This is a genomic window from Candidatus Woesearchaeota archaeon (assembly GCA_016187565.1).
Taxonomy (GTDB): domain Archaea; phylum Nanobdellota; class Nanobdellia; order Woesearchaeales; family JACPJR01; genus JACPJR01.
Map to the genome: position 1 here is coordinate 74840 of JACPJR010000035.1, position 6858 is coordinate 81697.

12 protein-coding genes are annotated in these 6858 nt (G+C 42.5%); 4 read left to right on the forward strand and 8 right to left on the reverse strand.

Annotated features, from left to right (window positions below):
• The first annotated feature begins 294 nt into the window (after nt 1-294).
• A complete protein-coding gene (locus HYW21_09410) occupies nt 295-1191 on the forward strand; it encodes a hypothetical protein (protein ID MBI2549536.1) in 897 nt (298 codons plus the stop codon).
• Between the two features lie 13 nt (nt 1192-1204).
• Here HYW21_09410 and HYW21_09415 read toward each other — a convergent pair whose 3' ends face one another.
• The 4 genes from HYW21_09415 to HYW21_09430 all read right to left on the reverse strand — a co-directional run bounded on the left by HYW21_09415 (nt 1205) and on the right by HYW21_09430 (nt 3254).
• Nucleotides 1205-1603, reverse strand: coding sequence for a hypothetical protein (locus HYW21_09415; GenBank protein ID MBI2549537.1), 399 nt, complete (start codon nt 1601-1603; stop codon nt 1205-1207).
• Nucleotides 1604-1605: 2 nt separating this feature from the next.
• Nucleotides 1606-1944, reverse strand: coding sequence for a hypothetical protein (locus HYW21_09420; GenBank protein MBI2549538.1), 339 nt, complete (start codon nt 1942-1944; stop codon nt 1606-1608).
• 129 nt (nt 1945-2073) lie between these two features.
• Nucleotides 2074-2331, reverse strand: a complete 258-nt coding sequence (locus HYW21_09425) for a 50S ribosomal protein L35ae (GenBank protein MBI2549539.1) — start codon at nt 2329-2331, stop codon at nt 2074-2076.
• Between the two features lie 68 nt (nt 2332-2399).
• Entirely contained in the window at nt 2400-3254 is an 855-nt protein-coding gene (locus HYW21_09430; GenBank protein ID MBI2549540.1) for a hypothetical protein, read from the reverse strand.
• Nucleotides 3255-3411: 157 nt separating this feature from the next.
• Here HYW21_09430 and HYW21_09435 point away from each other — a divergent pair, with 157 nt between their 5' ends.
• Complete coding sequence (locus HYW21_09435; GenBank protein ID MBI2549541.1) at nt 3412-3732, forward strand: protein tyrosine phosphatase; 321 nt, start codon at nt 3412-3414, stop codon at nt 3730-3732.
• Here HYW21_09435 and HYW21_09440 read toward each other — a convergent pair.
• Both HYW21_09440 and HYW21_09445 read right to left on the reverse strand, forming a co-directional pair.
• On the reverse strand, nt 3709-3885 hold the full coding sequence (locus HYW21_09440) for a hypothetical protein (GenBank protein ID MBI2549542.1): 177 nt from the start codon (nt 3883-3885) through the stop codon (nt 3709-3711). The genes HYW21_09435 and HYW21_09440 overlap by 24 nt on opposite strands.
• 34 nt (nt 3886-3919) lie before the next feature.
• Nucleotides 3920-5134, reverse strand: coding sequence for a tripartite tricarboxylate transporter permease (locus tag HYW21_09445; protein MBI2549543.1), 1215 nt, complete (start codon nt 5132-5134; stop codon nt 3920-3922).
• Here HYW21_09445 and HYW21_09450 point away from each other — a divergent pair.
• Complete coding sequence (locus tag HYW21_09450; GenBank protein ID MBI2549544.1) at nt 5133-5402, forward strand: hypothetical protein; 270 nt, start codon at nt 5133-5135, stop codon at nt 5400-5402. The genes HYW21_09445 and HYW21_09450 overlap by 2 nt on opposite strands.
• A 20-nt stretch (nt 5403-5422) precedes the next feature.
• Nucleotides 5423-5992 (forward strand): hypothetical protein, encoded by a 570-nt coding sequence (locus tag HYW21_09455; GenBank protein ID MBI2549545.1) that lies wholly within the window; start codon nt 5423-5425, stop codon nt 5990-5992.
• 22 nt (nt 5993-6014) lie between these two features.
• On the opposite strand, the gene HYW21_09460 is transcribed toward HYW21_09455, so the two are convergent.
• Nucleotides 6015-6314, reverse strand: coding sequence for a hypothetical protein (locus HYW21_09460; GenBank protein MBI2549546.1), 300 nt, complete (start codon nt 6312-6314; stop codon nt 6015-6017).
• Nucleotides 6238-6681 carry a methyltransferase domain-containing protein gene (locus HYW21_09465; protein ID MBI2549547.1) on the reverse strand — a complete coding sequence of 148 codons (444 nt, stop codon included), beginning with the start codon at nt 6679-6681 and terminating at the stop codon, nt 6238-6240. The genes HYW21_09460 and HYW21_09465 overlap by 77 nt, the downstream gene beginning before the upstream one ends.
• Between the last annotated feature and the right edge of the window lie 177 nt (nt 6682-6858).

Here is a 6858-nt window from a genome sequence, read left to right on the forward strand (position 1 = left end):
CCCTTCGTTGGCGCTCATCAAGGCCTTGCGAGGTTTATTTTGGTTCTTTGGTAGTAATAGGGATTATACCAAATGGAATATATTCATTTTTTAATATATGCCATTCGGCATAGGTTATATTTAAATGTTTCTGTGAAGATGGTTCGTAGGTGTTATGCCTAATGGTATATATACCATAAGGAATAGGTAGTAAATAAACGTATCTATCTTTTGTCACTATCTACTGGGGGCTACAATCGAAAAGTTTAAATAGTTACCATGCTCACAGAGGAGAAAGACAAAAGCGATGTGACTATGGCAAACAACCTCGAAGCAAGAACAGAAAGCGTTAGTAGAATTACGGTTAGTTATAACATTTTTCACTGGTTGTTCTATCCGAGCAATTGGTCTGCTAACTTTCCTGTACGACCATTGCAAGAAAAATATGCCGAAGTTACGAAGTACCATCCACGATTCATCGGGGAGATTGCATCAGGGGGAGAACATCTTGGAAGTGTGACAAAGTTCAACCGTGGCGGAGATCAAGGAAAGGCGTTCTATGGTGCAGCGATTGATACTTCAAGACATTCTCTTGACAACCTCGTTGACTGGTGTGAGGACCCACCACTAGAAAGCGAGCTTAATCGTGGCCGATTTTCACATTATCGAAAAACTGCCATGGTCATTCAACCTCCTGGCGGCGGAAAAGCAGTGCATCTCGAACAGTACAAACCCAGTTTATTCCAGAGTTGGTATGGACTTCCATTCAAGCTTATGGTAAGTGCTGTTGCATTTCCCTTCACGCTTGTTCCTTACCTTGGATCATACCTGCGAAGAACAAGTTCACTTTTTGGTAAAAAAAAGGAACAAGTAGAATTAGGAAAATTATACAATGTCACCGGATTAGCAAGTGACGCTTTAGTGCTTGACCAAGACTTTATCGCAACGTTGAGGACATTAGGATTGGGTAAGTACTATGATCTCCGTGATAACGCGCAAAATGTTGTTGCTCGAGTAAAGCGCAGTCCACTTATCAAACTTCTGACACTCGGACTAAAGGATTACTATGTCATAGAATTCAAGCAACCTGTTCAGAGAGGAACTGCACTCTATATAGTTGGCTTTGTTGATTATCTCAACCGCGAAGGAGAATTCAGAAGAAAGAGACCTCGACCTGATCTTCCAACAGGCAATCTTTTCAGACACGAATAGGAGAGGGAGGCTATTAATGTCCATGCCCACCAAGCTTCTCAGCGTGCTTTCCAAGATGTTTTTTGTTCTTTTTGCTGCCAAATAAAGCATGGTAGAACCATGATGCAGTATGATAGAGTGCATACACTGCGCCATAACCAACAAGCCCACCAGCGACAACGCCAAGTGTTTGTCCAGCAGTAGCACCAAGAATAGGCATGACATAGCTTGTCCAAGAACCTAAGGAAGAGGCATAGGCATCTGCATATGCTGAACCATACATACCACCGAGAATAATACCAGCACCATATGCTATGGCTTTTACAGGAGTTGCAATCCAGCTGGAATTAACAATATGCTCTAAACCACCACTTCCACTTTCAGCCTTTGCTGGTCCTGCTGCAGGGTGTGCAGCTGCTGGTGCTGCATTCATGGTCAAGGGGTAGGGGTAGGAGGAGGAGCTCCAGGAGGAGGAGGTGCTCCATAAGGCAACGGCGTAGGTGCCCGTCTTCGTCTATGACAAAGATGCAGCGCACCTTGCACAGCGGCATAAGCAACTACGGCACTCAGGACAGTTTCAAGGGGAGCTTGTTGAGCATTATCAATAGCATCGCCTGCTGCATCTAATCCATAGTGTCCAAGAACCCTGCCAACAGTATACGGCACTGCCAATGCTTGCTTTGCAGCACCTAGATACCATGCTGGATCTTTATCAACGCCTGCTGCTGCTCCAAGAACAACAAGGCCAGTTACAATTCTTTCGAGGTTTCTCATGTTAGTTACCACTAAACAGTACTAATATATAAGGTTTTCTATTGTATTGAGCAATTTACTCAACCTATCAAAGAAAAATACAGCCATGGCGCTGGCGAGACAAAGCAAACTTTCGAAAAGAAAGAGAATTTACTGAAGATCGACATTATTGCCTAAGGCCTGGCCGGGCATTCCTCTCTCGAACAACACACGAACACATCCTTTATTACCATGACTGCTGCGCACAACTCCTTTAATCTCCGTTCCTTGCGTGTTCTTCCACGAAACAGCCGTCCCTACAAGTTGTGCTGCCTTTTCCTTTGCATCAACACCCTCTACCTTAACAACCATTTGGTTGTCATACTGATGATGTCGTGCACGTCGAAAATTCACAATAACGCCTTTCATAGGAGAGGGAAATAACAGGGGGTTTAAATAGCTTTTGTAAAAAGAAAAAAAGAAAGTACTACTAAGACCTATTGCAGCGTTCTGTTGCTAACGCTCATGTTGATAGAAATAGGTGGTTGGGCTTTACATACGCCACTGCTGTTGATACAACCGCGGGTACAGTTGACAAGTGTGATAGCACCAACATCACCGGTACAATAGTATTCGACAAGGGTAACACCGGTATTACAAAAATCAGTGCCATGTTGGCCTTCAGTAGCATTGACATAGCCTTTGACATACGGCTTTATGCCACCGTCGCTGTCATAGCAGTAGGTTTCGTTATATTCAGACCCATAACACTCACCGTTTTGACATCCTTTGTAGCCGTAGTCAGTGCACGTTATGCCAGTCGTCGAGAATCCCTCACCAACACAATAACGCTCGTCAAGGTAGTTCTGATTAATGCATGTGTCCACGAAACTATAGTTCCCTCTTCCCTCTGCAAAACCATAGACACTTCCCTTGAGATCATAGACCTTTCCACCATCAGAGTCTTTACACCAGTCTCCCGGGGTTTCATTTGCGCATGCGCCATTGATACATGAGGTAGAAAAGAATGTCGAGCAATTAACGCGTTGAGAAGCTACAGATCCATTCACTTGACAGTAAGCCTCGTCAAGAAGAACGCTGCTCGAACAATAATCAGTCCAAGTTGTACCATTAATCCCATAGGCCGTACCTTTTACAAAGTAATTGAGACCACCGTCAGTGTCCCAACAAGAACCATTTCCCAATCCGGTAACCCCAAGTGCTCCTTCAAGTTTGTCAAGACGATTGTCTAATCCCTGATATGCCCCGCCTGTTGCACCTTTGGTAGTGCATCCTGCGAGTAACAGAATAGCTACAGCCAAACCTACGATTATCACGCCACTTTTTTTCATAATTTCGCCTCCTTTACTTTCAAATATACTCAAAGAGATACTAATATACACTTATATATATATATATATATTTTTATTTTGGGGAGCGATAGAAGACGGGAACGAAATCCTAAATAAGAAGTAAACTTTATATTTAAGTTCTACTTGTATGTTTACTATGAATGTGTTGTTTATCTGTAATCAAAACCAGAACCGAAGCAAAACTGCTGAGGAAATCTTCAAAGATAGATTTAACACTAAATCAGCAGGTCTTTATAATGCTAAACCTGTTACTGAAAAACAGATTTCTTGGGCTGACACTATAGTTGTTATGGAAGAAACCCAGCGTGCTGAGATAGCTCATAGGTTTCCTAAACAATATCTACTTAAATATATACTTTCCCTTGATATTCCTGACGTGTACCATTATAACCAGGCTCAACTAATTGAGATTTTAAACAGTAAAATCAATGAACTATTTGAGCCACTCATCAAATAATCTCGTAGCTTTCTTTTTTGTTGTAAAAACTTTTGTTTCTGCCACTGACATTTCTGGTAACCTCCTTGTTACTTTGAATTTCGTACCTCTATGGTTTTGAATTTCCATTAAACTCACTTCCCATTTTTTGGTTGAGTGTTTCTTTGTTGCCATATTTATACCTCTGGATTATTTGGGAGTATGTCATTTATAAAATAAAAAACAAAATAACCGGCAAAAGGAGACAACCCATGGCATGGGTTCGCTGGGTTTTAAGGATCGCAGGGATAATGCCAATGGCAGTGCTGATGAGAAGGATGAAAAGGCCTATCCAGCCAGTAACAATACCGACAAGAATGATGACCAAGAGCATGACGCCGATGATAAGCTTATGATAATTTACTTTCATAATAAGGTTAGCAAAGAGTTTTCCAAAAAATATTGCTAAAAGCATGCCGATGCTACCCGCAACCAACGCACTTGCTAAAAATAACAGAATAACGTTCATTGACGGTTCGTCAATAAAATGCTGGAGCGCTACTACTGAGCCATTTCGCGCTTTATCAAGAACATAAAATGTAACCAAGCTCAGTACGAAGCTTACGGTGTTGATGCTTCCTAAGAGAATCATAAATCCCTGATCACCTAACTTTCGCGTAAGCTGCAATGAGATGATGGCTGCCTGCGCAGCTCCCAAACCCGGCAAGAGAGAGGTTAGCCATCCTGAGAATTGTCCACTCAACAATGCTTTACAGGTGGTTGCTTTTTGAAGAGGAATTTCTGAGGTATATTCTTGTGGGGGAAGATGTTCATTCTCAAAAAGGCTGACAAGTAAGGTGCTTATGCCGAACAGCCCTGAAAGCATAGGGAAGAGTGGATCTGAAAGTCCTGGATAGGTAAGAACAAGCACCCCAAAGATTCCTGAGATTAAAAATAGAATCAAGGCCCATATCTTTTTCCTGTCTCGCAGAATCATGAAGCAAGCAACGGCGATGAGAAGATACCCCACATACTCCTTAATGAGAGGATAGATCCATTGGGCAAGTGGAACAAACAGGGGAAAGAACAGAATGCTCAAGAGTAAGGCACCAAAACTACCAACAATGGTAAGTTGTACTGCCAAAAAACCATGGCCCTTCAGGAGGTATCGATGTCCGGGCAACACGCCCAGGGCAGTTTCTGACTCAGGTGCACCTAAGAAAATAGAAGGGATCGTATCAAGAAAGGTATGGGTTACGGACATTGCTACAATAGCCACTCCCAAGGTGAGAGGATGCACAAACCTAAGAAAAAAAGTAGAGAGTGAAATAAGCATGACTGCGACGAGATTAATGTGAACACCGGGGATTAAACCGGTGATAATCCCTGCAGCAATTCCTACAAGGATTCCCAACACAAATTGTAAAAATAAAGAAGGCTCCATGCAGGAAGGTGGACAACAAAAAGATTTAAACAGCTTCTGGAAGATAAACCGGAAGATTGTCAGAGGCTACCGAAAAAAACTTCATCCAAAAAAGGGGTTAGCAGCCTCAAGTCAAAATTCAATGAGATACATGATCACGGGCGTTATGAGGGGACGCTCCCTACGGGAACATAGCCCTTTCACATCACAGGTTAAGAATTTTGAAGCTGCTAACCTGAGCGGTAGCGAATTTTTGGATGGAGCTCCAAAAAAAGAAACGTATAAATAGGAAAGAAAAATACTCAGCGCATGAAAAAATGGACGCGGGTCGTTATCTTTGTCATCATTATTCTTCTGGCAGCAAGCACGGTTTTCTTTTGGCAAGCCTGGCAGACTGAAAAAGCGAATCACCTCAACACCATCGTGTACCTCAACCAACTAGAAAAGATCAGTGGGGTTGGGCGATTACAAACTGCTCATCATCATGCGAATCTCACGGTCTTCATCAACGGCAAAGAACGTGACTTTGCAAAAGAAGAGCTCCAGGCACCTGAAACAGGAGATATGATGTTTTGGAGCCAAAACAAAGTCAGCAAATTCGTCCATCTCCATCCCGAAGAAGGAAACAACACAAGAATCCATGTGCATGCGACAGGCATTACCTTAAGCATGCTCTTCCGCTCGTTGGACGGAAACCTGAATGAAACCTGCATGACTCTCCCACCAATATTTGCTGAGCCTGCATACTGTACCAATGCAACAATGAGTATGGATGTTATTATTAATGGACAAAAGATTGCAATGCCCCAGTATTACCCTATTGCAGAGGATGACAATATCATAGTTACGTACGGCAAGAAAAATAGAACAGAGGGATAACTGCGGAACTTATGAACTACAGCTATTGCTGCATTGGAAGTTTTTTGAGAAAATAGAGAGAGAAATGCATTGTTGCTCCCAAAACCAGATAATCTTCTTTATTCAGGGGATTAGTAAGACAAAAAACAGCCTCAGGAGCAGCATAGCGGACAAACAGTTCTATCTGCGAAGGTGCCTGAATTAAGTGAGGATAGGCAAAGAAAATCTGAAAGTTTCTAAAATCGAGGTTTGCCTGATTAAGAGCATCATCTCCAGCAACAAGGGCAAATTTTTGGAGGTTTTCCCGTGGATAGATCTGCTGAATTTTTGCTTCGTTGCTCAAGATAGGATGCAGGGAAATAGCTTCCCTGGATAAAGACCGGGAGATGTCGAGAGAACAAGTGACGGTATTTCTGTACCTGAGCTCGTGCACAGGCAACTAATTTTGGTTCAATCTCAATACCAACAACATGATACCCTCGTACAGCCCAGAGCATCGATGAGATTCCGCTACCAGAACCAAGGTTTAACACATCCATACCAGGTCTAAAAATACCAATTGCTTCTCCATGGTCGATGATTTCCCATAACCCAACTTGGCCTAAAGAACTTCTCCAGTCCACAGGGAACCAATTACCTATCTGCAAGGACTGTACAATGGCCTCTGTTTCTTGCAAACAACCCTCCAACGCTGGTGTCCATTGAGGCATATACCTATGAAAGAGGAAGCTCTTATTAATTTTTTGCAGCTTCATCCAAAAAATAGATTAACTCTTTCGCATAGCCTTTTATGATATGGGTAAAGCCAAGATTCGGCTTAACCCACAAATAGACTCGATTCGTAATCGAGTTCTATTGGAAAGAGGGATAAAAATCCTTCTCTCTAT